A 26,686-nucleotide genomic window follows, 5' to 3' on the forward strand; every position below is an offset into this window, starting at 1 on the left:
ATGAAAGATAAAAATTATATTTCACTACCAGATTTATGTGCTCATCATCAAATAGAGATGTCTTTTTTTAATGGGCTAAATGACAACGGACTTATAGAAATACTTTCTGTTGAAAAAACATATTGTATTCATCAAGATTATATTGCTGATGTTGAAAAAATGATACGCCTCCATCGTGATTTAAATCTCAACTTTGAGGGTATTGATACCGTATTCAACTTACTGAATAAAATAGATCAACTTCAGTCTGAACTCATTTCTACAAAAAATAGATTAAGACGTTATGAAGATCATTTTTAAGGTGTAGAATTAGACACCTGCAAAACCTTACCGTTATAATATTTATTTCCTGTAAGTGCAAAATCAGAAATATATTTTGCTATGTCCTTAGCTGTTGTTGGTGCTTCATATCCAGGAAATGCTTCTTCAAGCATTTCTGTTTGCACAGCTCCAAGAGCTAGAACGTTAAATTGAGGACCAGACGCTTTATACTCTTCTGCCAGTAATTCGGTAAGGGTAATTACCGCTCCTTTACTAGAACTGTATGCTGCTAAACCCGGAAATTTCATACTCCCTTGAATACCTCCCATAGAACTAATCGTTACCACATGTCCATCAGCTTTCATAAAAGGCAAAACAAGCCTAGTCATTTCTGAGACGCCAAAAACATTGGTTTTATAGACATATTCAAAATCTTCAAAAGTGGTTTCTGCAAACGGTTTGTTGAGTAAAGCGCCTGCATTGTTAATCAACACATCAACTTGCGTCCATTCTTGCTTTATGAATTCAGTTACCTTTTCATAGTCACCTTTTTCACATAAATCAAAAGCAAAAGACGAAATGTTATCAAATTGAAGGTTAGAAACTGGTTTAGCATTTCTTGATAGTGCTAAAACATTATGACCTTGATTGGCTAACAAATGTACCAATTCAAAACCTATTCCTCTACTGGTCCCTGTTACAATTATATTTTTACTCATCCTTTTCCTTTAAAACGACTTCTTTTGTTTCTGCGTTAACCATACCTTCCAAAGCTGGAATCATTTTATCCATGAAACTTTTCATATGAACATAATCCATTTTATCCGCTTCGTCATCAACATGATGGTAATAATCAAAATTCGTAAAATCAAAGGTTGAAATCGCATGAGCCGGTATGTTTAATTCTTGATAAAACGGAAAGTTATCAGATCTATAAAATAGTTTGAACTCTTTTGCTTTTGGAAAGAAACCAACAACCTCTTCACCAGCATACGCATTAAGTATCTGCGCAAAATTAGACATATCATAACCGCTCATGTAAGCCATAGACTCTCCTTTAGCTCGTGGTACACCAATCATTTCAAAATTAATCATGGTATAGGCATTTAACCCTTCATCTTTTAACCGTTTTGCCAAATGAGCAGAACCTTTAAGTCCCATTTCTTCTGCCGAATAAAGCGTGATTAAAATACTACGCTTGTTGGATTTTGACTTTGCGAAATAACGCGCAAATTCCATCGCTGCAATAGTACCCGAAGCATCATCATTTGCACCATTTGCAATACTGTCTCCTTCTACAGTTTTCCCTTTTCCTATATGGTCATAGTGACCACCAAGAATAACGTATTCGTCTTTTAATTTAGGATCATTACCCTCTATAACACCCACAATATTACACCCTGTTATCTCACCTAATTGAAAGGAATCTCTATAAGTTTCAAAATAAGGCTTAATATTATTGCTCTTGAAGTAATCTTCAATATATACAGCGGCTTTTTCTATGCCTTCACTTCCTGTAGCACGTCCTTGTAGCTCATCAGAGGCTAAATATTCCATACTTTTTTTTATGGAAGCTTCAGTGATTTTATTAGAAGAGCACGAATAGCATAGTACTATAACAACAATGAATAAAAATTTTTTCATATGACTTTGGTTAAAGTTTAAATATAAAAAATCCTGATTTGTAAATTATCAAATCAGGATTAGTTTATGATTATTGAAATCTATTTTGATTAGCAACAATATGCATTAAGCAAGCATTGTTACAGGATTCTCAATATAGCTTTTCAATGTTTGTAAAAATTGAGCACCTACAGCACCATCTACTGTTCTGTGGTCACAAGCTAACGTTAGCATCATTGTGTTACCAACAACTATCTGACCATCTTTAACCACAGGCTTTTGAACTATTGCACCAACAGATAAAATAGCTGAGTTAGGTTGGTTAATGATTGAAGTAAAACTTTCAATACCAAACATTCCAAGGTTAGACACTGTAAATGTACTACCTGTCATTTCATCTGGCTTAATCTTTTTGTTTCTTGCTTTACCAGCTAAATCACGTACTGCACCACCTATTTGAGTTAAGCTTAATGCATTGGTATGTTTTATTACAGGTACAACTAAACCTTCATCTACAGCCACTGCTACACCAACATGGATGTGTTTGTGATACTTAGTTACATCGTCTGCCCAAGTTGTATTAACTTGAGGATGCTTAACCAATGCCATAGCACAGGCCTTCACCACCATATCGTTGAAAGATACTTTTGTATCTGGTAATTCATTTATAGTCTTACGAGAAGCCATAGCGTTATCCATATCTACTTCAATGTTTAAGTAGAAATGAGGTGCACTAAACTTAGAGTTACCAAGAGATTTAGCAATAGCTTTTCTCATCGAGGAATTTTTAACCTCTTCTGTACTTTCTTCCCCTGCAATAGCAAAGTTAGTAACAGTTGCAGCAGCAGCAGACGTCTCAGCTTTTGGACTCGATTTATAATTCTCTATATCTCTTTTTACTATACGTCCATTTTCACCTGAACCGTTAACATCAGAAAGTTTAATACCTTTTTCCTCTGCCATTTTTTTAGCTAAAGGAGATACAAATATTCTTCCAGAATCTGAACTTGAAGATTTTACTTCCTCTTTCTTTTCTTCTGTCTTTTTAGTTTCTGCCTTAGGTGTTTCTTTTTTAGACTCAGATTTTGTTTCTTTCTTTTCTTCTTTTTTAGCCGTTGAACCACCTCCTGCAGTGAAATTCTTAGCCACACCAGAAACATCCGTTCCTTCAGGACCAATAATAGCTAGTAAAGCATCAACTTTTGCTGACTGACCTTCTTCTAAACCAATATGCAATAACGTTCCGGATTGAAAAGACTCAAACTCCATAGTAGCTTTATCAGTTTCAATCTCAGCAAGAATATCACCTTCTTCTACCTCATCACCAACTTTCTTTAACCAAGTTGCAACGGTTCCTTCTTCCATGGTGTCACTTAGGCGTGGCATAGTCACAACAGTTACACCATCAGGCAATTCTTCTGAGCTACTCTCTGTAGAATCATCTTCAGTTATTTCTTCTTCTTTATCTTCAGCCTTTTCTTCTGACTTAGTTTCTTCTTTTGAAGAACCTCCACCTAACAAGCCTGAAATATCTTCACCTTCATCACCAATAATAGCTAAAAGCTCGTCTACTTTAGTAGTTTCTCCTTCCTGAACACCAATATGTAATAATGTTCCTTCATGGAAAGACTCAAACTCCATTGTTGCTTTATCAGTTTCAATTTCTGCTAAAATATCACCTTCTTCTACTTTGTCGCCAACCTTCTTTAACCAAGTTGCAACAGTACCTTCCTCCATGGTGTCACTCAAACGAGGCATATTTATTACTTCTGCCATAGCTTATAATTTGTGTTGTATAAATGGGTAATCTTCTTGCTCATAAACTGAATCGTACATCACATTCTTTTCTGGGAATGGTGATTCTTCAGCAAATTTCTCACATTCAGAAACCAATTTTTTAACGCGTTTGTCTATATCTTTTATCTCTGCTTCTGTAGCATATTTTTTATCAAGAATAATATCTTTCACCTGAGTTATAGGATCTATCTTCTTGTATTCTTCAACCTCATCCTTTGTTCTGTAGTGCTGTGCATCAGACATTGAATGCCCTCTATATCGGTAAGTTTTAACCTCTAAGAATGTCGGACCACCACCTGTTCTTGCACGTTGAATAGCTTCATCAAAAGCTTCTGCTACTTTAATAGGGTTCATCCCATCTACAGGACCTGAAGGCATCTCGTAACCTAAACCTAATTTCCAGATGTCTGTATGATTTGCTGTACGCTCTACCGAAGTACCCATAGCATAACCATTGTTTTCACAAACGAATACTACAGGTAAGTTCCATAACATAGCTAAGTTAAAAGATTCGTGAAGCGAACCTTGTCTTGCTGCACCATCACCAAAACAACAAATTGTTACGGCATCACTTCCGTGATATTTATCTCCAAATGCAATACCTGCACCTAAAGGAATCTGACCACCAACGATACCATGACCTCCATAAAAACGGTGTTCTTTAGAGAAAATGTGCATAGAACCACCAAGACCTTGAGAAGTACCTGTTGCTTTTCCATACAATTCTGCCATAACTCGCTTTGGATCTACACCCATTCCGATTGGCTGAACGTGATTACGGTACGCTGTAATCATCTTATCTTTTGAAAGGTCCATAGCATGCAATGCTCCTGCTAATACAGCCTCTTGACCGTTGTATAGGTGAAGGAATCCTCTAACCTTTTGTTGAATATAAACTGCGGCAAGTTTGTCTTCAAACTTACGCCAGAATAACATATCCTCGTACCACTTAAGGTATACCTCTTTTGTTATTTTTTGCATTTTTTGATGAGTTCTTTAAAAATCGAATAACAAAAATAACATATTAGACAGTAACGAAAAAACTGTATATCGTAAAATTTGTTACGAAATCGTTATAGGAAACTTCTATCGAACCCTAAAGGCAATAAATTGGCAAGTGAGTTAGATTTTACAACCTTTCCTTTGACTCCCATGAAGAAGATTTCAATCGGTTGTTTTTGTTTTATTTCGTACTCAGAAATACTTTGTCTGCAAGCACCACATGGAGGGATTGGAGAATCAGTTATTTGATTTTGGGACGATGCCGTAATTGCCATTTTTATTATTTTGGAATTGGGATACTTTGCACCTGCATAATAAACCGCTGTACGCTCTGCACAAAGTCCGGATGGATAAGAAGCGTTTTCTTGATTACTCCCTATTACCACTTCACCATTATCTAACAATAAAGCTGCACCAACATTAAATTTTGAATAAGGCGCATAAGCATTTTCCCTTGCTTTTACAGCAGCTTTCATTAGACTTTGTACATCTTCAGTAAGCTCACTACAATCATCATAAACCTGTAATTGCGTAGAAATGTTGATTTCCTTCATATTTCAGTATCGCTTTTAGACAAAAAAACTATTGCTTTATTACAAAACAATAGTCTTTTATATCTTAATTTATAATTGCTTTCTAATATTCGTCATACTCACCATCTCCAAAATTAAAAGTCAATGAAAACCTCAGCGTATTCTCTAGAGGACTCTGTACTTTTGATGCAGAAAACAGGTATGATAAATCTACATTTATAGTAGTGTACTTAAAACCTGCTCCTAAAGCAAAAAACTTTCTAGCACCTTTATCTTCAGCTTCATTAAAATAGCCTAATCTAAAAGCAAAACTTTCTTGATATGTATATTCTGCACCTAATGCGTAAGTAAACTCTTTTAATTCTTCACTAAAACCTCCTGGTGCATCTCCAAAAGATTGAAAAACCCCATTAAGAAAACTCACATTATTATCCTGACCTTCAACTATTACGTTATTTTCAGAAGCTGCTAATTGTTCATCTGTCTGAAAATCGCCATCGTCTTCATCAAAAACTCCATCTTCATTAACATCTGTAAAAACTATTCTTTCTCCTAAAATTGGTGGAGTTGGGACTAAAAGCTTAGTTACTTCGGCAGTAACTCCTAATTTATTATATTCATCAAATATAAAATCAAACCCTGCTCCTAATCTCAAATTAGTTGGTTGAAAATTTTCAGCTCCACCATCATCATACTTAAACTTTGGGCCTAAGTTTTGTATAGCAAACCCTAATCTCCATCTACCATTAAAATCATTATAAGCTTCCTCTTCACTTTGATAGTACCCAGCTATATCCGCACCAAAAGAACTTGCAGGTTGCGCATTTGAATTAGGCAATTGACCAATTCTAAGATTAGATCTCATATATCTAACACCTACTGCCATAGCAAATTGATCCGCTAACCTTAAGGTATAAGCGACATCAAATGTAAATTCGTTAGGTTTTACAGGTGTATATACTATTTCCTCTCCTGGACCAGGGTTGGTTTGATCTGTTAAGTCTATTTGTCCTAAACTGAAATATTTAAAACTTGCTGAAACAGCACTATATTCGTTTAGCCTATTAAAATATGTTGCATAACTAATTGAAATATCGTTAACCAATTTACTTAAATAAGGGGTGTAACTTAAACTCACCCCTGATTTAGCCTCGGAAAAAGCATATTTTGCTGGATTATATTGTTGCGAATATCCGTCAACCGAAGTAGCTACACCCATATCACCCATTGAAGCTGATCTTGCATCTGGTGCAATAAGCATAAATGGTACACCAGTAGTGATTACTCTAGTATCATCTGAGTTAGGAATTATCTGAACTGTATTCTGAGCGTAGATTAAATTTAATGCTAAAAAAGCGATTATGGGTAGTCCGTATTTTTTCATTTTATTTTTTGATTTTTAGCACTAAAAAAGTAGCACTAAATCGTTAGCAAATATAAATCTTTATTATAGTATTACAAGTTTTTGGATTTTTTCAACTTGTTTATTTAAACGGTTAGATTTCACTTTTAGTTTATAAACATAAACACCTTTTCCAATTTTATCACCAAAATCATCCCTTCCATCCCAAACAATATTTCTAGAAAGCGAGGAAGAACCACCATTACAACACTCTTCAGAACCTGTTTGCCCATTTAACGTTCTAACTAACTTTCCTGATACAGTAAAAATTTGAACTGATACATCTAATGGATCAGGGCTGTTATGGTTGAACCAAAACTCAGTATAGTTTACGAATGGATTAGGGTAGTTTAAAACATTTGTTATCACCAATTCTTCATCTTTATCATAAACCGTAAATTGGATTTCTGCAGTAGATGAATTATTGTATACATCCCAAGCCTTCAAAGTTAAGGTGTGTAATCCTGGCTCTAAATCTCTGAAAGGATAGTTAACCGTACCATTTGTATAATCATCGATATTGGCTTGATAGTAATTATTTAGAACAATAGGGTTAGTTTCATCTCCATCTATTATAGCTGTAATATCATGCCCAATACCACTGGCTGTATTGATTCCGTTATCATCTTGTAGCTTTACCAATAAGCTTGGAGATTCATTTGTAATACCACCTGACACAAAATTTTCGTCATTCATATATAGATTGATCAAAGGCCCAATATTATCTTCAGGTGCATTTTCATTAATACCACCTATTTGAATATCAAAATTTGCCCCTGTTTGATCTACCAGAGGACTTGTAGTTTGCGCATAAAAACTGACTTTTCCGTTTCCAACAGGAATACCAATGTCTCTCGGCACTATAAAATCAAAATCAAATTGACCATTTGTAATTGTAGCTTGGCCTTTAAAAATGATTTCGCCTAAAGTTTCAAAATCCATTAAAATCAATCCATTATTATCTGTTACTCCATCATTACCTAAGGTTTGACGCTCTATTTCTTTGTCAAACACTGTAGCTGTTAGCGTACCATTATAATTAGATAGTAAATTTCCATTAACATCGGTTACCTCTCCTGACAGTTTAGTGTAACTAAGTGCCTTTAAGATATCTGTTGCCTGACTAATATCAACATCGTTAACTTTAGTTAACCTAACATTTGGTTGTGGCACTGCCAGTTTCATTGCTGGATCTCCAATGAAAAACACTAAACGTTTTTGAGTATTTCCTGCTATGCTGTTGCTGGCTTTTGTTAATCGTAAAGCTTCTGCTATAGAAGTATATTCATTAGAGTCAAAAGCAAAAAGATAATCATCTAACACTTCATTAAAAGAAACCCCAACATTAACAAAGATTTGTCTTGTAGTTGTTATTAAGCTTATAGCACCACCGTTTGTATTCCAAAAAGTAAATTCACCAGCAGTATCTCTACCAGGATCATCAAATTTTGTATACTCACAAGTTACCGTAACGAATAAGTTGTATTTACAAATATTGTTGACTTCTTGTGCATCAAACTTATCAAAAATACGTTCTTTGGCTAATCCGTCCTCTCCACCATGTCCAAAATAATTAACCATTAACGCACCTACTTCTATAGCGTCTTTAATAGCTTCATTAACCTTTGGGTATCTATCACCAGCTAAAGATGATTCTTGCTGAAAAGCATCCGTATGAATTCTTACAACATTAAAAAAAGGTCTTTCCTCTTCTATATTAGTCGCTATTTCTTCTGTTGTTTCTTGCAATACACGTTCCCAAGCTTCGTCTATATCATCGGAAATCATTACTATATTATTCCTCCAACTACCATAAGATTGCTCCTTATAATAAGCATCTATTTTATCTACCATTTCCGTTGCTCGTTGAATGTCTTCTGCTAAAATTCTTCCAACAGCAACATCCATCCTATCTGCAGTTGTCATAGCTCCTTCATTATCGTCTAACATGGCATAAAAGTCATCAGAGACAAAGGAATTGGTCAAACTAAAACTGGGTAAGGAATACCATGATGGGACTAAATTAGTGTTGTTTCTAATTCTATCTTTATAATCGTAAGAGCCTTCACCAAATAGACAAACATATTTTAGTCGTTCACTAGGATTACTTGCATTGTCATACACATACTTAATAAAGTTTCTAAGGGCTGCGATATCTTGACTTCCGGTACTAAATTCGTTGTAAACCGTTTGTAAGTCCACAACCTTTACATTTAAGTTGTATTGATTTCTATTTATTTGAGCTAACCTCTCTGCTTGTGACAAAAATTGATTTGGCGCAAATATTATATAGTCTATGTCCTCAAACTGACCTTGATTATTATTAAATATTGTTCCTTTTAAATTTTGATTTGCTACAGAAGAGCGAGCATCTCTTTGAGGTTCAAAAGTATTTGAATTTGAAAATGCTATATAAGTACGTTCTTCACCAGATTGCGCTTTGAAAACTATAGTACTTTCGTTATTAGAATTAGATAAACCTGTGACATTAAAACGATCTGTTATATCCCAAATTTCTCTCACATTTGAAGTATTAGACAAAGTATACTCTGCGATTCCGGGTGTTGTAACCACTTCATCATTCTTAAATACAAGCTGGCTTCCTTCATATATAAGATTTCTTATAGCTTCAATATTTATGTAATCCAAATAACCATCCGCAGAGGGGTTACCATTATTATTATAATTAAGGACTACCGAAATATCATCTGATGTTATATTTATGTCACCTGAGTAAGTAGAACCAGATGCCATAACTGATCCATCCACTATAGGGTTTAAACCTTGAGTTGAAACCGCACTACCATTAACGGTAATACTAAAACTTGAAGCTTGCTCAGAAACCGCACCAACACCTACTGAAAGATGAACGGGCTCTGTGGATACTAAATTAGGGAACTGAAAATTGTATTCTCTTTCATTTTCAATACTAAAATTATCACCATACCACCTACGTCCAAGTTTTGCTAGGTTATATTCATCTACTTCATAAAACTGATAATCTTGAAATGTATTTATTTGAATATCGGCTTCTGCTGTAATTGTTGGCATAGCTTCAATTCTTTTTCCATAACCTGACCCCACATTGACATAATAATAAGTGCGGTCTGTATACAAATTTAAATTTGTATCACTTTCTTGGCTGTAGGTCGTTGGCCCTTCACCATAAAACAAGATATAATCTCCATTATCAAAACTTCCATCTTCTTCACCTACAAATCTTACGGCATTTTCAACAACATCAAACGGGTAATTTTCAGCATTAGATAAAGGTAACATTCTACCTCCATTTCCGTAAATCTTAATGGTTCTTGGATCTACTGCATTTGTATTTATGCCTAGGCTATTTAAAAAACTTTTTGATAGTCTAAACACTCCTGATCTTTCTATATAAAAACGATACCACTGACCAGAACTAAGTACAGAATTAGTAATTGCATTTACACTATTTGAAGTAACAGCGTTTCTACTTGCCCTTGTATTATATTGTATAGAAAATGACGTTATTTTCTTATAAACACCATTCTCTTTTATAATAGGGCTTATTTGAAAGTAATAAGATCGATTACCACGAGCGTTTACATTATATATATTATAGGTAATTGAACTAGGAATAAGTTTTGGATCTAAATCTTTTAATTCGCTTTGGGCCATAGTTTGAAACGCTACATTAGATACTGTTACTGAGTTCTCATCTATAAAACCTCCATTATTTTCCCATTGCGCATAATAAGTTAATCCTCTTTCGTCATTGTAATTAAAATGTTCGGTATCAAAAGCAGGAACTATAAGTTTACCAAAATCTGTTTGTAACACTTTATCGTTTGTCCAATTAATACTAAACTGTTTTTGCTGTGCAAAGCAATTTAGAGTGAACAATAAAATAAATACAAGAAAATTTTTCTTCATTCAATTTAGATTAGTGAGCATAGAAATTAGCACATTTTGAGACATTTAATATGCTCTGTAAAATAACGTCTATACAAACACCTTATTATAAGATTGCAATTTTAATTTCAAAAGTACAACAATAATTTATTTAGACAGTCGTTCTTAAAGAGCAAAAAACAACGATAAATCGACCAAAAATCCGTTATCGTGTTCAAAAAAAAGGATGAAATGCACATTTTTTTGAATTTTGACCCAAAAAAAAGTTGTTAGTTTACCTTTAATTGTTATATTGCGCATCTAAAATTTAACGAGCTTACTTAAACGTATGGATATGAAAAATGTCTCAAACCTAAAATTTTTACTAGCAATAACGCTTTGCGCCTCGATTGTGAGTTGTAAGCGTTCTTCTAATTCTGGCAATGTAGATAGTGCTACTGGCTGGAAAATTAACGACAAAAAAGGTGGTTTTCAGTACAACACCCAGTTTAAAGAACAAGAAACTCCTCCAGGAACAGCGTTCATTGAAGGTGGAACTTTTACAATGGGTAAAGTACAAGATGATCCAATGCACGATTGGAATAACACACCTAACCAACAACATGTACAGTCTTTTTACATGGATGAGAATGAGGTAACGAATTTAAACTATACTCTTTATTTATATTATTTAAAGAATGTATATCCACCAGACGACCCAAACTACTCTTTAATTTATCAAGGTGCCCTGCCTGATACTCTAGTTTGGAGAAATCGTTTAGGCTATAATGAAATGATGACAGAAAACTACCTTCGTCATCCTGGTTATGCTAATTACCCTGTAGTTGGTGTAAGTTGGATACAAGCTGTAGAATATGCGAACTGGAGAACAGACCGTGTAGCTGAATTATCATTACAAGAAGCTGGGTACATCAAAAGAGATGCTCACCTTACTGATGTGAGTGCAGAAAGTACTTTTAGTACTGACACCTACATCAATGCGCCATCTGAAACTTATGGTGGAAACACTGAAGTATTAGAAGGTGGTAAACGTAGACAACAAACTGATGCAGACGGTAACCCGATTAACGTATACGCAAGTAGAGAAACAGGCTTAATTCCTGTAAAATATAGACTTCCTACTGAAGCTGAATGGGAATATGCTGCACTTGGTCTTAGTGAACTTAGAGAATACAACGTTTACAGAGGTCGTAAGAAATATCCTTGGGATGGTCAATACACAAGATCTGGAAAACGTGTTAACCGTGGAGATCAGTTAGCAAACTTTAAACAAGGTAAAGGTGATTACGGTGGAATCGCAGGATGGTCTGACGATGGTGCTGATATTACAGCTGAAGTTAAATCTTATGAGCCAAATGATTTTGGTTTATATGATATGGCTGGTAACGTTGCAGAATGGGTAGCTGATGTTTACAGACCTATTGTAGATGATGAGTTTAATGACTTTAACTACTATAGAGGTAACGTTTATACTAAAAATGCTATCAACGAAGATGGTTCTGTAAAGATTGTAACTGTTGATGAAATCGTATACGATACATTAAGTAATGGTAAAATCATCGCTAGAGATTTACCAGGTGAAATCGCAAAAGTTCCAATTGATGAAGAAGAAACTTACTTAAGAGATAACTTTAGCACAAGTGACAACAGAAACTTTAGAGATGGTGACAAGCGTTCTTCTCGTTACTATAGATCAAACTTTGATGATGAATCAAATAATACAGGAAAAATGTATAACTCACCTAAACATAGTGTTGAGGTAGATTCTACAGAAGGTAAACTTGTAAGAGAGTACGATAAATCTAACAATAGAACTTCTTTAATTAATGATGATGTAAGAGTTTATAAAGGAGGTTCTTGGAGAGATAGAGCTTACTGGATGGATCCAGCGCAACGTCGTTACTTCCCTCAAGATATGGCAACAGATTATATTGGCTTTAGATGTGCAGTATCTAGAGTTGGTTCTAAATCTCAAGCTGGAGGAAAGAAGCGTAACTAATATTCGTTAAATAAATTTTAAGAAAGTCCTGATAAAATTATCAGGACTTTTTTATTTTAGATATATGAAAATAGAAGAACTATATAAACAATTCAAAGCCTGTTCCTCAGTATCTACAGATACGAGAAAGCTTGTTAAAGACTGTATGTATTTTGCTCTCAAAGGCGATAATTTTGATGGCAATAAGTTTGTAGATAAAGCTTTTGAAGGCGGTGCAAAATATTGTGTTGTTGACAACGAAAATGCTGTGATAAATGAAAATTGCATTCTAGTTAACAATTCATTAATCTCGTTACAAGAATTGGCAAAATTCCACAGAAATGAAATTGGTATAAAGATTATTTCATTGACAGGTAGTAATGGCAAAACCACTACAAAGGAACTGATAAATGCTGTACTAGCTTCAGAATACAAGGTCAAAGCTACCGTTGGGAATTTAAACAACCACATTGGAGTTCCTTTAACTTTACTAAGCTTCAATGAAAGTTTAGATTTTGGTATTGTAGAAATGGGTGCTAATCACAAAAAAGAAATTGAATTTCTTTGCAACATAGCACAACCAGACTATGGACTAATTACAAACTTCGGTAAAGCTCATTTAGAAGGTTTTGGGAGTGAAGAAGGTATTATAGAAGGTAAATCTGAACTTTACAAATTTTTGAAGGCTAACAATAAAATAGCTTTTATCAATACTGATGACGACAAACAAACACAACAAATAAACGATTATCCAAAGATTATAACCTTTGGTACTAGATCTACTAACAATCATACCATTAAGTTTAAGGAAGCTAATCCTTATGTTGTATTAAGCTTTAATGATACACAAATTAATAGTCAACTCATAGGCGATTACAATTATGGTAATATTGCAGTAGCTGTAGCCATAGGACAATATTTTAAGGTCAGTTCTCAAAATATAAAACAAGCTATTGAAAGCTACAGACCTAACAATAACCGTTCTGAAATTATCGAAAAGGGTGATAACACTAAAATAATATTAGATGCTTATAATGCCAACCCAACAAGTATGCTCGCTGCATTAAAAAACTTCAAACAACTGCCTAATGGCAATAAATACTTATTTCTAGGAGACATGTTTGAACTTGGCGATTCGGCAAAGAAAGAACATCAAGCTATTGTAAACTTTATTGAAGAAAATTTCTCAAACAATGTGCATTTGGTTGGTAAAAACTTCTTTGAAACCAACACTAAAGATTCCATAAATAAGTTTTCAACTTTTGAAGAACTAAAACCCATATTACCTGCTCTAGATTTATCAAACTCCTATCTGCTGATTAAAGGCTCCAGAGGCATGGCTTTAGAACGTATTTTAGAATACATATAGAAATAAAAAATCCAAACAAAAATGTTTGGCTTTTCTTTTTTAAGTGGGTCATACTGGATTCGAACCAGTGACTTCTACCCTGTCAAGGTAACACTCTAAACCAACTGAGTTAATGACCCTTTATGAAACAAAAAAAGTTCACATTTCTGTGAACTTTTGTGGGCGCGAAGGGATTCGAACCCCTGACCCCTTGGGTGTAAACCAAGTGCTCTGAACCAACTGAGCTACGCGCCCTAAATATTAGGACTGCAAAGATAGACTAGTTTTTAATATCTCAAAATATTTTTTTGAAAAAAATTAAAAATATTTTTCACGCTTTATTTACCACCAACCTACCATAATATTATGTACCACAAAACAACCTGATTTACACAATTTTAATATATTAGTAATAGAAATAAATTCTATTGAACCACTACTACTCTTACATTGATAAACTTAACCTCACGCTTGAGGATTTAATCAATTTATCACCTTATAAACTCAAGTCAGTTACTGATGAGCTTATAAAAATCAACCCAAAAAATAGAACTACAATAATTGGCGGTTTAGAAGATTCCGTTTTAAGATCTTATCATATTACTGTAGAAAAAAATAAATGGCTTAAAGCTCTTCTACTTAATGATATTACTACACTAAAAAAACATACTGTAGAACTAAATTTAGAATATGTAGATTATATATATGGCTTTAAACTTTTCTTAGAACTTTATTTAGTACCTGTTTTAAAAAATGTAATCGATAATTTAATAGATGCGAATGAACTTAAATTACTAAATAGTATTCTAAATCAACCCGAGATTTTCTCAGACTTATGCAGAGAAAAGGTAAAGCATGTTTTAGAGAATAGATTAGATTATGCTATTTCTTTTCTTAATGATGGTGTAAAAGATAATCCGAATGACCATATTAAGTACATTAAGAATTATCATTTTTACAAAATCACTAACTTATTTACGCCAGATTTAGATGATAAAGTTGTTAAGCTTTATGATACTATTACGGACACCAAATCTAAATTTGATGTAAATTCTGAAAACCCATTATTAAAATTTATTTTACAATCTCAAGTCGCATTTAATAAAAGCCAAGTTGAAGATGTTGCGACAAAACTATTTATTGATAATAATGCTGAAGAAGCAAAAAAAGAAGCCTTCAAAGAACCTGTTAACTCTGAAGTAGAAAAATCAGAAATTGATGGATCAATCAAATTTAAAATTGCTGTTGGATCACTTACAATATTAACACTTTTGATTATAGGTATATTAAACCTCATTCCAAAAGACAATAAACCTATTAACGATAACACCGAAAACATTAAAAAGAAAAAAAACGTTTATGACAATCGTATTCAATTTTATTATTCTTTGAAATTACTGACTAATAAAAAAGCTAAAATTGATATCGCATCAAAGAAGTCTACAGAAATTAAACCGTTTCAAAATCCTTACCCAAAGACATTTCTCCGCATCAATAGTGATACTATATCTTCAAAAACTCATGATCTACTTATTACAAATAATTCAGGTTTAGATTTAATAGTATTCAAGTTGATTAAAGGCTTAGACCAAACAATTTATATTCCTAAAAAAACAGAAATCTATATTCAATTAAAATCTGCTGACTCGATACTTTTTGTTACTGGTAATAAATTTGTCAAATCTAAGTTTTCACATTTTAATGAAAAGATGTCCATTTCTGAAATTTATAAGGTAAAAAAATCAAAAGTAACTAGTCCTTCACAAATTATTATAAATCCGTCTGATGAAGAAACAACAAGTATAACCAAAGAGAATATTAAGACCTCTGAAAATATTGAGTTAAATACACTACGAATAGATAATCTTTACAGGGATTATTATTACAGAAAAAACAATTAAACTACTTCTGCCACAACAAAAGTACTTCCTCCCACATAAATAAAATCGTCTGAATTAGCATTAATTTTAGCCGATTTTAATGCCTCATTTACACTAACATAAGACTTGCCTACATAACCTTTAGCGTGAAAGTAATCCTTAAGTGTATTTTCGTCTAATCCACGTTGTACATTAGGTTTACAAAAATAATATGTCGCGCTTTTTGGCAGTAAGCTTATAATAGAATTTAAATCTTTATCATTTACAACACCAAAAACAATATGGAGCTGATTAAAACACTCCTTCTCAATCTGGCCAAAAATATAAGTTAGACCTTCTTTATTATGAGCTGTGTCGCATATAATCTTGGGAATAGTACTTAGAATCTGCCACCTTCCTTGTAAACCTGTATTCTTTACCACATTTGAAAGTCCATTTTTTAAATGTGCTTCAGTAATTCTAAAACCTGATTTTCGTAAAACTTCAACAGACTGCATTACTGTTTTTATGTTTTTTAACTGATACGTTCCTTTTAAATCACTTTCTAAAACGTCATGTATCAGTTGGTCTGCAAAATAGATTTCAGAATTATTCTCCTCAGCCTTATTTTTAAAAACATTTTCCGTTTCATGTTGTGTTTCTCCAATTACAACTGGAATACTCTGTTTGATAATGCCTGCTTTTTCAGAAGCAATTTCGGGTAAAGTAGTTCCTAAAAACTGGGTATGGTCAAATCCTATATTGGTAATTATAGATAATTCTGGTGTAATAATATTAGTAGAATCTAACCGACCACCTAATCCGACTTCGATAATAGCAATATCAACATGTTTTTTTGCAAAATAATCGAAAGCCATACCAACAGTCATTTCAAAAAAAGACAAATTATTAGACTCTAAAAACGCTTTATTTCGCTTTATGAAGCCTGTAACAAATTGTTTTGACACAACGTCACCATTGATTTTTATTCGCTCTCTAAAATCCTTTAAATGTGGTGACGTATAAAGCCCAACCTTGTAACCAGCTTCTTGAAGTATTGAAGCCATCATATGGCTTGTAGAACCTTTACCATTAGTCCCAGCAACATGAATGGATTTAAACTTTTGTTCTGGATGATTTAACTGTGCTGAAAGTTTTAATGTATTAGATAAATCTTTTTTGAAAGCAGATTTACCTTTATTTTGATACATAGGTAACTGTTGGAACATCCAACTCACAGTATCTTGATAGTTCATGGTTTACTGACCTACATCAAAATTAATACTCACAAAACCTACTTGAGTTGTAGGAGCATTAGAATCTGCTGGCCATTTATGAGATAGAGCGATTTTCTTCGCAGGTTCTAATAAACACGGTGCTGTATTGGTAGTACCTTTAATACCAGGTGTTGCCTTAACAACCTTACCTTGTTGATTAACTTCTATTCTAACAACTACCAGACCATATTCATTACAATCTTGTTTATAGATTTGGCGTGATGGACGACCACGACCACCTAGCCCATAACCTACTCCTCCTTTACCAGGTCCTGAACCTCCAAAATAACTTGGTGCATAAGGATTACCATCTAACTCTCCTTTATTACCTCCTTTATTATCTGGACCTTCGCCTCCATCATCTTTTCCATTAGCATTTTTCACTCCACCAATAAGATTATCTAGTTTTTGCTTTTTTTCCTCCTCTTCTCTACGCTTTTTCTCTTCGGCTTCTCTTTTTTCTTTAGCGATTCGTTCTGCTTCAGCTTTAGCTTTGGCTTCCGCCTCTGCTTTTGCTTTTGCCTCAGCTTCTTTTTGCTTTTTTATAGCAATTGCTTCTGCTTCATCTTGCGTCATTACATCCTCCGTTTTTGGAGTTGCTTCGGCTGGTGCTGCTGGAGTAACTTCTGTTTCTTCAGGTTGCGTTTCTTCTACAACCTCTTCTTGCACAGCTTTTCTTGGTTCGCTTAAAGGCTTATTACCACTGCCAACATCTGTAGTTCCAAAATTGACTGCAACTCCATATTCTTCCGGTGGATCTAAATAATTAGGACCTGCAACAAACAAAAGCAAAAGCAATATCACAACAACAAGTGCTGTAATTTTTGCAGAATTCTGTTCGTGTTTGGTTTCTAAGTATTTCACCTTAATATGATGGTTTTATTAAATCTGAAAATTTAATTATTGTGATTTAACTGCTAACGTAGATTTTATTCTATTTCTATTGGCTATATCCATAATATAAACAACATGTTTTAAATCTACATTTTCGTCTGAACGAATAGTAATCGTTGGAGTATCTGAATTGCCTACTTTCGCTAATATTTCAGCTTCCAATTGACTTTTAGACACCTGTTTCATTTCCACAAAGTATTGCAAATCTTTATTCACACTCACAGAAACGTTTTTTGTCTGTGTTGTTTTACTTGTAGAACTTGGCAATAATAAGTCTATCGCCTCAGCCGAAACCAATGTAGATGCAATCATAAAAAATATTAACAGCAAAAAAACAATATCTGTCATGGACGACATATTGAATTCTGGTGTTACTTTATTTCTTCCTCTGATATTCATATTAGATAGGCTCGTTTAAGTGATCTAGAAACTCTACAGAATTAGCTTCCATTTGATAAACCACCTTATTGGTTTTCACCACTAAATGGTTGTAAGCCACATAAGCAACAATACCTACAATTAATCCACCTACAGTAGTGGTCATTGCTGTGTAGAGTCCGTCTGCCAAAGTTTTTATATCTATCGATCCTCCAGAATTTGCGATTTCGAATATAGAAATTATCATACCAATAACCGTACCTAAAAATCCTATCATTGGTGCTGCACCAGATATAGTTGCCAAAACACTAACGTTTTTTTCTAGACCGTAAATTTCTAATCGACCTGCATTTTCTATTGCTGTGTTGATATCTTCTAAAGGTTTCCCGATTCTTGTAATTCCTTTACCAATAAGTCTTGATACTGGTGAATTTTGTTGTGCGCATAACATTTGAGCAGAATCAATTTTTCCATTACTAACATGGTCTTTTATTTGATTCATGAAGTTTGAATCTACTTTTGAAGCTGATTTAATGGTGAACAATCGTTCAAAATAAATGTATATAGCTACTATTAAAAGTAAAAACAGAATTAGTATAATAATCATACCAGCTGTACCACCAGTGGTGATAAGCTCAATAATAGAAAGCGTTTTCTCTACTTGTTCACCTTCAGGTAAAACCTCCGATCCATCTTGAATATTACTTAGTAATATCATATAATTAATTTTTTAAGTTTTAAGTTGTGTTAGTTATAACGCTAAGTTTTGTTCTAAATTATATTAGAATATAGTTCTAGTAAACATAAATGCAATTGCTCCTGCCAAAAATCCTACTAAAGCTAACCAAGATATCTTTTTTAAGTACCAAAAGAAATCTATTTTTTCCATACCCATAGCTACAACACCTGCTGCCGAACCAATGATTAGCATACTTCCTCCTGTACCTGCAGAATAAGCAATAAAGTGCCACAACTCGTTATCTAAAGGCTCAGAGAACATTCCTAAACTAGCCGCTACTAATGGAACGTTATCAATTACTGCAGAACCAACACCTAATAATAACACTACAAGGTCTGAAACACCTTCACCATGAAGCTCAGTGCCTAACATTGGCATTGATGTTTGTAGAGAATCTGCAAAACCAAATAAAATACCTAAAGACTCTAATGCAGCTACAGCCATTAAAATACCTAAGAAAAATAATATACTTGGTAATTCAATTTTTGACAATGAATGATGTACTGGACTATGGCTTGCATGGGCTTCGTGCTCTCCTGAATTAGCTTCTGAAATAGCGAATTTAGAATTACTATACACTTCAGCAAATATTGCTACTACACCAAGAGATAACATCATACCAACATAAGGAGGTAAATGCGTAATTACTTTAAAAATTGGTACAAACACAATAGCGCCTAAACCTAAGAATAACATAGTTGAGCTAAACTTACTTTTAGCTTTACCATCGTCTTCTTGAAGTTCCACTTCACCTTTAAAAACAGGTAACATAGAAGCTATGAACGTTGGTACTGCCATACATAAAACAGATGGTAAAAATAAATAACCAAATAAATGTCCTGTAGACACCTTATTTCCAATCCAAAGCATTGTAGTTGTAACATCACCAATTGGCGACCATGCACCACCTGCGTTTGCCGCAATAATGATTAAACCTGCATACCAAATTCTTACGCTTCTGTCTTTTACAATTTTTTGAAGTATAGATATCAATACAATAGTAGCTGTAAGGTTATCGATAATAGCTGATAATACAAATGCTAATATTGAGAACATCCACAACAGTTTTTTTCTACTGTTGAAATTTACTGCTGACTTTATCGTAGAAAAGCCATCGAAGTAATCAATGATTTCAACAATCGTCATAGCTCCTAATAAGAATACTAATATTTCAGCTGTTTTTCCTAAATGGTGCAGTAAGGTTTCCTCCATAAGGTGCATTTTCTCTTCATGCTCCATCAAACCAAAATTTTCTAATAAATTGTGAGTTGAAGAATCGAACCAATTAGAAAAATCATCTATTCCTAAAGAAATCAATGCCCAGCTTATCGCCATCATAACAAGTGCTGGGATTAACTTGTCAATTTTAATATTATGCTCTAATGTTATAGCTAAGTAGCCAAAAACAAAAACGAGAATTATTACGGTTTCCATATTAAGGGATGTTTTATATTAGTTGTCGTAGTGCTATTTCAAAAGCTGTTTCGCTTACACCTTTTTTAGTTGAATTATTTTCTTGAACTTCTAATAGTGCTTTTTTTATGACTTCAGAAGTATCATTAAAAATAGCCTCATCTGTCATCTGGACTTTTCGCTCCATAAAATACGCAAAAACTCTTGCCATTCCACAATTAGAAATAAAGTCTGGAATTAAACTTACCTTTTGGTCGGTGTGTTCCATTATTGGTCCGAAGAATATTTCTTTATCAGCAAAAGGCACATTAGCTCCACAAGTAATAACCTCTAAACCTGTTTCAATCATTTGATCAATCTGATCTTTGGTTACCAATCTAGAAGCTGCACAAGGAGCAAAAACTTCAGTTTGTAAAGACCAAATACGCTTATTAATTTCTTCAAAAGGAATTAAATTATCGGCTACTAAAGTATTTCCTGTTTTATTCAAATAGAGATCTGTAATTTCTTTGAAAGAAAAACCTTCTTCATTAATCAAACCTCCAACGATATCTATAATTCCTACTACTTTTGCTCCCATTTGAGCAAAATAAAATGCTGCAGCAGCACCAACGTTACCAAAACCTTGTACAACAACACGCTTACCATAGATAGAGTCTTCGTTGATGTCATAAAAGTGTTTTGCTGCAATTGCAACACCATAACCCGTAATCATATCTGCTACAGTATACTTTTTAGTAACATCTGGTGAATACGTTGGGTTTTCCAAAACTTTGATAACACCATGTCTCAACTGACCAATTCTATTGATTTTATCGGCTTGTGTTGGTTTAAAATGTCCTTCAAAAACACCTTCTTGAGGATGCCAAACACCACTTTCTTCCGTGATTGGGATTACCTCATGAATTTCATCTACATTTAGATCACCTCCTGTTCCATAATAGCTTTTCAGCAAAGGAGAAACAGCAGCATACCAACGCTCTAAAACTCCTTTTTTTCTTGGATCTTGTGGATCAAAGTTTATTCCAGATTTTGCTCCTCCAATTGCAGGACCAGACACTGTAAATTTAACTTCCATGGTTTTGGCTAATGACAAAACCTCGTTCATATCTAACCCTTTACGCATTCTGGTACCGCCACCTGCAGCACCTCCTCTAAGGGAATTTATAACGGTCCAACCTTCAGCTTCAGTTTCTGGGTCATTCCAATGAAAGACTATTTCTGGGGATTTATCTTCGTACTTGTGAAGTAACTCTTTTATCAATTTTAGTTAATTTTTAGTTGAAACAAATATAAAAAACAAAAAAGCCTAAAAAGTGAATTAATTATTAATTTTCGGAATTAATATTTTACCTGAAGAATGATTTTGACTTGCTCCTGTAACACTTTTTAAGCAATTAATTTCATTTCGATCTTTTAGAACTCCTAGGAGCCCAAAGACCAACGCTTCTTTGTATTCTATAATTTCTTTGCTCGGGATTACAATTTCAGTTTTAGAAAGTTCTTGTATTCTATTAATTAGAAAATCATTATAAGCTCCACCACCTGTAACCAAAACACTTTTATTAGATATGTTTAAAACTTTTGAAATTTGAATGGCAATATGTTCAACAAATGTTGCTAGAATATCTTTTAGCTCTAGCTGATATGCATCTATTAAAGGAAAAATGTTTTTGTTTACCCATTCTAATCCTAAAGATTTAGGAGGTTTGTTTTTATAAAACTCAATTTTGTTCAGTTTATTCAATAGTTCTTCATTGATGCTACCTTCTTTTGCTAATTGTCCTTTATCATCATATTCCAAATGTATTTGGGCAACATAATGATTTAGCACAATATTTACAGGACAGATATCAAAAGCAATTCTTTCATCACCCTCTTCATAAGATATGTTTGCAAAACCACCAAGGTTTAAACAAAAATCATAGTTATGAAAAAGTAAGCGATCTCCTATTGGAACTAACGGAGCTCCTTGCCCACCAAATTCCACATCTTGAACTCTAAAATCACAAATTACTTTTTGCTTCAAAATATCTGCTATGATTTGACGGTTACCAATTTGGTATGTCAAACCTCGTTCTGGTTGATGTAAAGCTGTATGACCATGAGAAGCAATAAAATCTATATCTTCAATTTTATCACTATCAATAAAAATCTGGATTTGCTCTGCTAAAAAAGTGGAATAATCTTCATCTAAATCTTGAAGTGATTTCATTGATTCTCCAGTTAGATGACTCAACATTTTCTTCCAACGTTCACTATAAGGAAAAGTAATGGCTTCTTTTATTTCAAACTTCCAATACTCATCAAAATCAAAGGTTGCGAATATGATGTCTATGCCATCTAATGATGTTCCCGACATTACTCCGATGACTTTATATTTTGATTTTAACATATTAGTAAAAATAATACTACTTATTGAAAATACCGCAATAAAAAATTATCTTTGCAAGAAATTTTTATCAAATCAATAATTAAGATATTACATGGATTTTAATCTTACAGAAGAACATTTGATGATTCGCGACGCTGCTCGTGATTTTGCAAGAACAGAATTATTACCTGGTGTTATAGAACGTGACGAAAAACAACAATTCCCACAAGAATTAGTGAGAAAAATGGGCGAACTTGGTTTTATGGGAATCATGGTAGATCCAAAATACGGTGGTAGTGGTATGGATGCCATTTCTTACGTATTAATTATGGAAGAATTATCTAAAATAGATGCTTCTGCTTCTGTAATGGTTTCTGTAAACAACTCTTTAGTTTGTTACGGTCTTGAAGCTTATGGAAGCGAAGAACAAAAGCAAAAATACCTAACTAAACTTGCAACTGGTGAACAAATTGGTGCGTTTTGTTTAAGTGAACCTGAAGCAGGTAGTGATGCAACTTCGCAAAAAACTACTGCTATAGACAAAGGTGATCACTATGTTTTAAACGGAACAAAAAATTGGATTACTAATGGTGGTCGTGCTGATGTTTACTTAGTAATTGCACAAACTGACAGAGAAAAAGGACATAGAGGAATCAATGCTTTTATAGTTGAAAAAGGCATGGAAGGTTTTGATGTTGGTCCAAAAGAAGATAAATTAGGAATTAGAGGAAGTGATACACATACACTTCAATTTAACGATGTTAAAGTACCAAAAGAAAACAGAATAGGTGAAGACGGATTTGGTTTTAAATTCGCAATGAAAACACTTTCTGGTGGACGTATTGGTATTGCTGCACAAGCTTTAGGTATTGCTTCTGGTGCTTACGAGCTAGCCTTAAAATATAGTAAAGAACGTAAAGCTTTTGGTACTGAAATATGTAACCATCAAGCTATTGCTTTTAAACTTGCAGACATGTATACAGAAATTGAAGCTGCACGTATGTTAGTTATGAAAGCTGCTTGGGACAAAGACCAAGGTAACAATTACGATATGTCTAGCGCTATGGCAAAATTATACGCTAGTAAAGTTGCAATGGAACAAACGGTTGAAGCTGTACAAATACACGGTGGAAATGGTTTTGTTAAAGAATATCACGTAGAGCGTTTAATGCGTGATGCAAAAATCACTCAGATTTATGAAGGTACTTCTGAAATCCAAAAGATTGTAATTTCTAGAGGTGTTATTAAAGGATAACATTTTCAATAATATAAAACTGAAAAGGCTTCGCATGTAATGTTGAAGCCTTTTTTATGAATTTAATTCTTCTAAAACCAATCTGATTTCACCATAACTATATTTATCATCTAGTTGATGCTTTAAATCTGAAAGTGTATCAAATGTATGTTTTGGGATCAATTCTTTTAACTCTTGATAATGCGCTTTTGGCATTAAATCGTAAATTTTAATTTCACCAGACTTAATGAATTTAGCTAAATGACCAAAAATTGTATTTTCATTTAATTCTCTAATGTGAGCAATTTCTTCTATGGTTTTACCATCTTTAAAAAGCGCTAAAGATTCTTTTTGTGTGTCGCCTTTTTTACGTTTAGGTTTTTTTTCTTCTACAAATTCAAATTGATTTGCATCTGAAGTATCAATATCATTCTCTTCACAATACTCTCTAATTACTAATAGAATATCGTTTCCATACTTTTCAACTCGCACTTTACCAAAACCATTGACTTGTAATAATTCTTTTTTAGTCTTTGGTAAGGTTTCGCACATCTCGTAAAGTGCTTTTTGGGTGAATATTTGATAATGAATTAAATCATGTTCTTGAGCAAGTGTATTTCTTAACTCTCTTAATAATTCAAATAACTCGATATTTGTTGTACCATCAACGACTGTTTTTCTTAGCTTTTTTGGTTTGTCTTTAGTTAAAAAGACCGATTTAGCTCTTAATCCTAAAAACTTATTGACTTCAAAACCTTCTTTCAACTCAGAAAAATAGAGTTTTTTAATCGCTATAAATTCTTCAATCGCATCTAATTGTTTACTAATATCTTTATTTAAAGCTTTGTTATCTGTGCTAAAACTAAAGTGTTGATATGCATCAATAATCTTATTTTTAGTTTCTTCAGTAAAATAAGTAATAGCTTTTTTAAAACGCTCTTGTATAACTTGATCATTTTCTGGCAACTTAACTTTAGCTAATTCTTTTAGTTGAATTTTAAATGAATTGGCTACTTTCAGTAAGTTTGTAGCACAATCCTTTATATTGATTAAAGGTTGCTCTAAATTGCCTTCAATACTTCCTCTGTTTTTATAATAAATATCTAAAACTCTATTTACAGGATATATAAATTGAAAAAAATCAAAAACTTCTGAAATTAATTGAAGCTGAAATATAGATTTTGATTGCTCTAATTCGACAACATCTGGTTGGTTTTCTTCAGCTTGTTTAGTAAAGTTTAAAACATTGGTATCACTTATAATATGTCTTGAATCAATTTTACTTTTCAAAACTAATCCTTCTAAAGATTTACATCTACTCAAAGCAACATAGGTTTGTCCATGAGCAAAAGCACCTTCTGCATCAATAACAGCTTTTTCAAAGGTTAAACCTTGACTTTTATGAATTGTAATTGACCAAGCTAAGCGTAAAGGCATCTGCGTGTAGCTGCCAATTTTGTCTTCGGTAATAGCGTCTGTTTCTTTATCTACTTTGTAAGTTATGTTTTCCCAGGTTTCAGGTTTAGTTATGATTGTAAAATCATCATCTGGACATTTTACAACAACTTCGTCTCTATCCAAATGAATTACTTTTCCTATTTTCCCATTGAAAAAGCGTTTTTCTGGAGAGCTATCGTTTTTAATAAACATGACTTGCGCACCTACTTTCAACACTAATTTATCCTCATTAGGATAGGAAAACTCAGGGAATTTACCTTCAACTTTAGCTGAATAACTTACTGTTTTGCTTGAAAGTTTATCTAATTCTGATTTATTGACTTGATCAGCTTTATTATTATGAGTGGTTAAAAATATATAGCCTTCATTTTCTGAAGGTGAAAAATTAGAATCAAAACGCTTATTAAGTTCTTCTATTGATTGCTGAGATAGATTATTAGATCTAATTTCATTTAGAATATTAATAAACTTAGGATTATCTTGTCTGTATATGTGCTTTAATTCAACCATTATAGGGTTACAATATTGATACGCATGGCTACTAAAAAAATAAGCATTATTGTAAAATGGTTTGAGAAGTTCCCATTCATTATCTCTTACAACAGGTGACAACTGTTGTAAATCGCCTATCATAAGAACTTGAACACCACCAAAAACTTGATTTCTATCTTTATATCGTCTAAGCGTTTTATCAATAGCATCTAATAAATCAGCTCTAACCATACTAATTTCATCAATCACTAATAGGTCTAACGATTTAATAATATTAATTTTTGTTTTACTGAACTTATTTTTAAATCCATTACTAGCAGAAAGTGTATCATCAGGAAGTATAGGTCCAAATGGTAACTGAAAGAATGAATGAATAGTAACGCCTTTAGCATTAATTGCTGCTACACCCGTAGGAGCAACAATAACCATTCTTTTAAGTGAATTTAATTTTAATCTATGAAGAAACGTTGTTTTTCCTGTTCCAGCTTTACCTGTTAAGAAAATATTTCGCTGGCTTTTGTTTACAAAATCCCAAGCTAACCGTAACTCTTTATTATTATCCATTAATGGTAAAAATAACTATTTAATAGAAAAGAGTAGTTAAAAAAGGAATTGGTTAATAACACTCTGGCTAAAAAGCAAAAAACCCTTACTAATAAATAGTAAGGGTTTTCAAAAAAGGCGGCGACCTACTCTTCCACAGTAAGCAGTACCATCGGCGCTAACGGGCTTAACT

The 26,686-nt window shown here is 33.3% G+C and carries 20 protein-coding genes and 2 tRNA genes; 5 read left to right on the top strand and 17 right to left on the bottom strand.

Features of this window, described 5'->3' with window-relative positions; genetic code table 11:
* Positions 1-300, top strand: coding sequence for a chaperone modulator CbpM (locus QGM60_RS17675; RefSeq protein WP_281141580.1), 300 nt, complete (start codon positions 1-3; stop codon positions 298-300).
* Here the strand turns inward: QGM60_RS17675 and QGM60_RS17680 are convergent.
* From QGM60_RS17680 to porU, 7 genes are all read right to left on the bottom strand, one after another.
* Complete coding sequence (locus QGM60_RS17680; protein ID WP_281141581.1) at positions 297-980, bottom strand: SDR family oxidoreductase; 684 nt, start codon at positions 978-980, stop codon at positions 297-299. The genes QGM60_RS17675 and QGM60_RS17680 overlap by 4 nt on opposite strands.
* Positions 973-1,905, bottom strand: a complete 933-nt coding sequence (locus tag QGM60_RS17685; RefSeq protein WP_281141582.1) for a M20/M25/M40 family metallo-hydrolase — start codon at positions 1,903-1,905, stop codon at positions 973-975. The genes QGM60_RS17680 and QGM60_RS17685 overlap by 8 nt, the downstream gene beginning before the upstream one ends.
* Positions 1,906-2,010: 105 nt before the next feature.
* The gene (locus tag QGM60_RS17690) at positions 2,011-3,660 is read right to left on the bottom strand and encodes a pyruvate dehydrogenase complex dihydrolipoamide acetyltransferase (protein ID WP_281141583.1); all 1,650 of its coding nucleotides are present in this window, start codon (positions 3,658-3,660) and stop codon (positions 2,011-2,013) included.
* Between the two features lie 3 nt (positions 3,661-3,663).
* The gene (gene pdhA, locus QGM60_RS17695) at positions 3,664-4,662 is read right to left on the bottom strand and encodes a pyruvate dehydrogenase (acetyl-transferring) E1 component subunit alpha (protein WP_281141584.1); all 999 of its coding nucleotides are present in this window, start codon (positions 4,660-4,662) and stop codon (positions 3,664-3,666) included.
* A gap of 92 nt (positions 4,663-4,754) precedes the next feature.
* Positions 4,755-5,237, bottom strand: coding sequence for a cytidine deaminase (gene cdd / locus QGM60_RS17700; RefSeq protein ID WP_281141585.1), 483 nt, complete (start codon positions 5,235-5,237; stop codon positions 4,755-4,757).
* Between the two features lie 82 nt (positions 5,238-5,319).
* Positions 5,320-6,600 (bottom strand): type IX secretion system outer membrane channel protein PorV, encoded by a 1,281-nt coding sequence (porV, locus tag QGM60_RS17705; protein WP_281141586.1) that lies wholly within the window; start codon positions 6,598-6,600, stop codon positions 5,320-5,322.
* Between the two features lie 63 nt (positions 6,601-6,663).
* Positions 6,664-10,527 (bottom strand): type IX secretion system sortase PorU, encoded by a 3,864-nt coding sequence (gene porU, locus QGM60_RS17710; protein ID WP_281141587.1) that lies wholly within the window; start codon positions 10,525-10,527, stop codon positions 6,664-6,666.
* Positions 10,528-10,834: 307 nt separating this feature from the next.
* Here porU and gldJ point away from each other — a divergent pair, with 307 nt between their 5' ends.
* Both gldJ and murF read left to right on the top strand, forming a co-directional pair.
* Positions 10,835-12,505, top strand: a complete 1,671-nt coding sequence (gldJ, locus tag QGM60_RS17715) for a gliding motility lipoprotein GldJ (protein ID WP_281141588.1) — start codon at positions 10,835-10,837, stop codon at positions 12,503-12,505.
* 64 nt (positions 12,506-12,569) lie between these two features.
* The gene (gene murF / locus QGM60_RS17720) at positions 12,570-13,853 is read left to right on the top strand and encodes a UDP-N-acetylmuramoyl-tripeptide--D-alanyl-D-alanine ligase (protein ID WP_281141589.1); all 1,284 of its coding nucleotides are present in this window, start codon (positions 12,570-12,572) and stop codon (positions 13,851-13,853) included.
* A gap of 44 nt (positions 13,854-13,897) precedes the next feature.
* On the opposite strand, the gene QGM60_RS17725 is transcribed toward murF, so the two are convergent.
* Positions 13,898-13,972, bottom strand: a tRNA-Val gene (locus QGM60_RS17725).
* A gap of 40 nt (positions 13,973-14,012) precedes the next feature.
* Positions 14,013-14,087, bottom strand: a tRNA-Val gene (locus QGM60_RS17730).
* 173 nt (positions 14,088-14,260) lie between these two features.
* Between QGM60_RS17730 and QGM60_RS17735 the strand changes: the two genes are divergently transcribed.
* Positions 14,261-15,733, top strand: coding sequence for a hypothetical protein (locus tag QGM60_RS17735; protein ID WP_281141590.1), 1,473 nt, complete (start codon positions 14,261-14,263; stop codon positions 15,731-15,733).
* Here the strand turns inward: QGM60_RS17735 and QGM60_RS17740 are convergent.
* The 7 genes from QGM60_RS17740 to QGM60_RS17770 all read right to left on the bottom strand — a co-directional run bounded on the left by QGM60_RS17740 (position 15,730) and on the right by QGM60_RS17770 (position 22,787).
* Entirely contained in the window at positions 15,730-16,947 is a 1,218-nt protein-coding gene (locus QGM60_RS17740; protein ID WP_281141591.1) for a folylpolyglutamate synthase/dihydrofolate synthase family protein, read from the bottom strand. The two genes, QGM60_RS17735 and QGM60_RS17740, sit on opposite strands and share 4 nt — an antisense overlap.
* 3 nt (positions 16,948-16,950) lie before the next feature.
* The gene (locus QGM60_RS17745) at positions 16,951-17,832 is read right to left on the bottom strand and encodes an energy transducer TonB (protein WP_281141592.1); all 882 of its coding nucleotides are present in this window, start codon (positions 17,830-17,832) and stop codon (positions 16,951-16,953) included.
* A 36-nt stretch (positions 17,833-17,868) separates the two neighbouring features.
* Positions 17,869-18,261: a biopolymer transporter ExbD gene (locus QGM60_RS17750; RefSeq protein ID WP_281141593.1), complete on the bottom strand. Its 393-nt coding sequence runs from the start codon at positions 18,259-18,261 to the stop codon at positions 17,869-17,871.
* A 1-nt stretch (position 18,262) separates the two neighbouring features.
* On the bottom strand, positions 18,263-18,958 hold the full coding sequence (locus QGM60_RS17755) for a MotA/TolQ/ExbB proton channel family protein (RefSeq protein ID WP_281141594.1): 696 nt from the start codon (positions 18,956-18,958) through the stop codon (positions 18,263-18,265).
* Positions 18,959-19,021: 63 nt separating this feature from the next.
* A complete protein-coding gene (gene nhaD / locus QGM60_RS17760; protein WP_281141595.1) occupies positions 19,022-20,413 on the bottom strand; it encodes a sodium:proton antiporter NhaD in 1,392 nt (463 codons plus the stop codon).
* 13 nt (positions 20,414-20,426) lie between these two features.
* Positions 20,427-21,653: a Glu/Leu/Phe/Val dehydrogenase dimerization domain-containing protein gene (locus QGM60_RS17765; RefSeq protein ID WP_281141601.1), complete on the bottom strand. Its 1,227-nt coding sequence runs from the start codon at positions 21,651-21,653 to the stop codon at positions 20,427-20,429.
* 60 nt (positions 21,654-21,713) lie between these two features.
* Positions 21,714-22,787, bottom strand: coding sequence for an anhydro-N-acetylmuramic acid kinase (locus tag QGM60_RS17770; RefSeq protein WP_281141596.1), 1,074 nt, complete (start codon positions 22,785-22,787; stop codon positions 21,714-21,716).
* A gap of 91 nt (positions 22,788-22,878) precedes the next feature.
* Between QGM60_RS17770 and QGM60_RS17775 the strand changes: the two genes are divergently transcribed.
* Positions 22,879-24,021 (top strand): acyl-CoA dehydrogenase, encoded by a 1,143-nt coding sequence (locus tag QGM60_RS17775; RefSeq protein ID WP_281141597.1) that lies wholly within the window; start codon positions 22,879-22,881, stop codon positions 24,019-24,021.
* 54 nt (positions 24,022-24,075) lie between these two features.
* Here the strand turns inward: QGM60_RS17775 and QGM60_RS17780 are convergent, their stop codons facing one another.
* The gene (locus QGM60_RS17780) at positions 24,076-26,514 is read right to left on the bottom strand and encodes a helix-turn-helix domain-containing protein (protein ID WP_281141598.1); all 2,439 of its coding nucleotides are present in this window, start codon (positions 26,512-26,514) and stop codon (positions 24,076-24,078) included.
* Positions 26,515-26,686: the final 172 nt, after the last annotated feature.

It is taken from the genome of Winogradskyella sp. SYSU M77433, from assembly GCF_029911945.1.
Taxonomy (GTDB): domain Bacteria; phylum Bacteroidota; class Bacteroidia; order Flavobacteriales; family Flavobacteriaceae; genus Winogradskyella.

Excerpts from the sequence above, each read along its gene's own strand:
- QGM60_RS17675 (WP_281141580.1), top strand. The coding sequence starts at position 1 with ATGAAAGATAAAAATTATATTTCACTACCAGATTTATGTGCTCATCAT.
- QGM60_RS17680 (WP_281141581.1), bottom strand. The coding sequence starts at position 980 with ATGAGTAAAAATATAATTGTAACAGGGACCAGTAGAGGAATAGGTTTT.
- QGM60_RS17685 (WP_281141582.1), bottom strand. The coding sequence starts at position 1,905 with ATGAAAAAATTTTTATTCATTGTTGTTATAGTACTATGCTATTCGTGC.
- QGM60_RS17690 (WP_281141583.1), bottom strand. The coding sequence starts at position 3,660 with ATGGCAGAAGTAATAAATATGCCTCGTTTGAGTGACACCATGGAGGAA.
- pdhA (WP_281141584.1), bottom strand. The coding sequence starts at position 4,662 with ATGCAAAAAATAACAAAAGAGGTATACCTTAAGTGGTACGAGGATATG.
- cdd (WP_281141585.1), bottom strand. The coding sequence starts at position 5,237 with ATGAAGGAAATCAACATTTCTACGCAATTACAGGTTTATGATGATTGT.
- porV (WP_281141586.1), bottom strand. The coding sequence starts at position 6,600 with ATGAAAAAATACGGACTACCCATAATCGCTTTTTTAGCATTAAATTTA.
- porU (WP_281141587.1), bottom strand. The coding sequence starts at position 10,527 with ATGAAGAAAAATTTTCTTGTATTTATTTTATTGTTCACTCTAAATTGC.
- gldJ (WP_281141588.1), top strand. The coding sequence starts at position 10,835 with ATGGATATGAAAAATGTCTCAAACCTAAAATTTTTACTAGCAATAACG.
- murF (WP_281141589.1), top strand. The coding sequence starts at position 12,570 with ATGAAAATAGAAGAACTATATAAACAATTCAAAGCCTGTTCCTCAGTA.
- QGM60_RS17740 (WP_281141591.1), bottom strand. The coding sequence starts at position 16,947 with ATGAACTATCAAGATACTGTGAGTTGGATGTTCCAACAGTTACCTATG.
- QGM60_RS17750 (WP_281141593.1), bottom strand. The coding sequence starts at position 18,261 with ATGAATATCAGAGGAAGAAATAAAGTAACACCAGAATTCAATATGTCG.
- QGM60_RS17755 (WP_281141594.1), bottom strand. The coding sequence starts at position 18,958 with ATGATATTACTAAGTAATATTCAAGATGGATCGGAGGTTTTACCTGAA.
- nhaD (WP_281141595.1), bottom strand. The coding sequence starts at position 20,413 with ATGGAAACCGTAATAATTCTCGTTTTTGTTTTTGGCTACTTAGCTATA.
- QGM60_RS17770 (WP_281141596.1), bottom strand. The coding sequence starts at position 22,787 with ATGTTAAAATCAAAATATAAAGTCATCGGAGTAATGTCGGGAACATCA.
- QGM60_RS17775 (WP_281141597.1), top strand. The coding sequence starts at position 22,879 with ATGGATTTTAATCTTACAGAAGAACATTTGATGATTCGCGACGCTGCT.
- QGM60_RS17780 (WP_281141598.1), bottom strand. The coding sequence starts at position 26,514 with ATGGATAATAATAAAGAGTTACGGTTAGCTTGGGATTTTGTAAACAAA.